Raw genomic sequence first — 1,469 nt, forward strand, 5'->3', positions numbered from 1 at the left:
GCCAGCTGGCGGTATCGGACTGGCCGGTGCGGCTGGCATAAGCCGTCATCGAATGGGTCATTGCACTATCCCTGATTACACCGTCCCACCTAAGAGAATTCCAGCCGCCGGGGCAAGAGGTGGGCGGTGCCTTGAGCAGATTAACCCGTTAAGACTTTCTTAAGTGATTTTGCTTATACCGCGCCTACTTCAAAACCCGAAAGTTATCGTGGGTTATGACGCGGAAGTTGTCTGAGACCTTGTCGCGGAACTTCGTCCATTCCTGCGGGATGGTTTCACGCATGAATGCAAGGATGGCGTCGGCGAACTGCTTTTGACTTGGGTAGTAGCGATTGTGGGTAACGTATTGATGCAAGACGGCCCAAAGCCGCTCAATGGGATTGAGATGAGGGCAGTAAGGCGGCAGCTGGATCAGATGGATACGGCAAGCTGCCCTGGCGAGGAAGGCTCTGACATCGGGCCCTTTGTGGTAGGCCGCGTTGTCCCAGATGACATGAATGATGCGCTTGTCAGGGTTGCGCGCTTCGATCTTGGTCAGAAGCTGTGCTGCACTGACCCCATCAACGGTTGTGGGCTCGACAAAGGGTGCATCGAAGGTTTCAAGGTTCACAGCCCCATGAATATTCACACGACCGCGCCCTGCCGTGCTGAGAACCGCTGGATTTGATCCTACCTTCACCCAGCCAAACGCAGGCTTGGTCTGGTATTCCGGATGCACCGCATCGGCGAAGTAGACGGCTTCATCCGCTGGTAACTCACGCATCAGGCGGTCGTAGAATGCGATGAAAGCGGCCTGCTTTTCCGCTGATGCCACGCGCGGCAGGGACTTGGGCTTGCGGTATTCAAAGCCCAGTCGGGCCAGAAGTTTAATGCAGCCAGAATGGGAATAGTTCAGACCGCACTCAGCTGCGACATGGGCCCTGATCTCGACCGTCGAGCGACAGAAGCGTGCTTCCAGCCAGGCGCATAAAGCAACCTCCTGTGCCTGTGTCATACGGGACTGACCGCCTTTCCAGCCGTCGAAAGCAAGCGCATCCCAACCATCTTGCAGAAAGGTTTTATGCCAGCCCCGGATGGTATCGTCGTCCAAGTAGAGAAACTTTGCGATCCGAGCACAGCTTTCCCCGTCGTCGAGCAGCAGGATCGCATTTGCCCGGCGGGCAATGCCGTGGTCCTCGCGCTGGCAACGCACGCAAGCCTCAAGCTCGAGGCGGTCTGCTGAGGAAAGAAAGCCGGGGCGGATCATAGGCATAGCTGAATCGTTCCAAACCCAGCCGTCAAGTCACCAAATTCGGCTTCCGCAGGACTCGGAGTATATCTCGATTCGAGGGAAGAAACATTGGCTGTGGCGTGCCATCGACGCGGAAGGGGACGTCCTCAACATTCTCGTGCAAACGCGACGAAAACGCTAAAGCAGCCAAGCGGTTTCTCCAAAGGCTGATCAATCAGTTCGGCGAGCCGAGGGTCGT

1 protein-coding gene and 1 pseudogene are annotated in these 1,469 nt (G+C 56.6%); one reads left to right on the forward strand and one right to left on the reverse strand.

The features are described from left to right. Window positions 1-184 precede the first annotated feature (184 nt). Window positions 185-1,246, reverse strand: coding sequence for an IS630 family transposase (locus tag ACGYK9_RS19345; RefSeq protein WP_394422716.1), 1,062 nt, complete (start codon window positions 1,244-1,246; stop codon window positions 185-187). 58 nt (window positions 1,247-1,304) lie between these two features. On the opposite strand from ACGYK9_RS19345, the pseudogene ACGYK9_RS19350 reads away from it, so the two are divergent. Beyond that, a pseudogene (locus ACGYK9_RS19350) lies at window positions 1,305-1,469 on the forward strand (DDE-type integrase/transposase/recombinase); the annotation flags it as partial.

The sequence above is a fragment of the Sulfitobacter sp. 1A15258 genome (genome assembly GCF_043557045.1).
GTDB lineage: Bacteria > Pseudomonadota > Alphaproteobacteria > Rhodobacterales > Rhodobacteraceae > Sulfitobacter > Sulfitobacter faviae.

Bases quoted from the DNA above. Each gene is read 5' to 3' on its own strand.
- ACGYK9_RS19345 (WP_394422716.1), bottom strand. From the start codon at position 1,246: ATGATCCGCCCCGGCTTTCTTTCCTCAGCAGACCGCCTCGAGCTTGAG.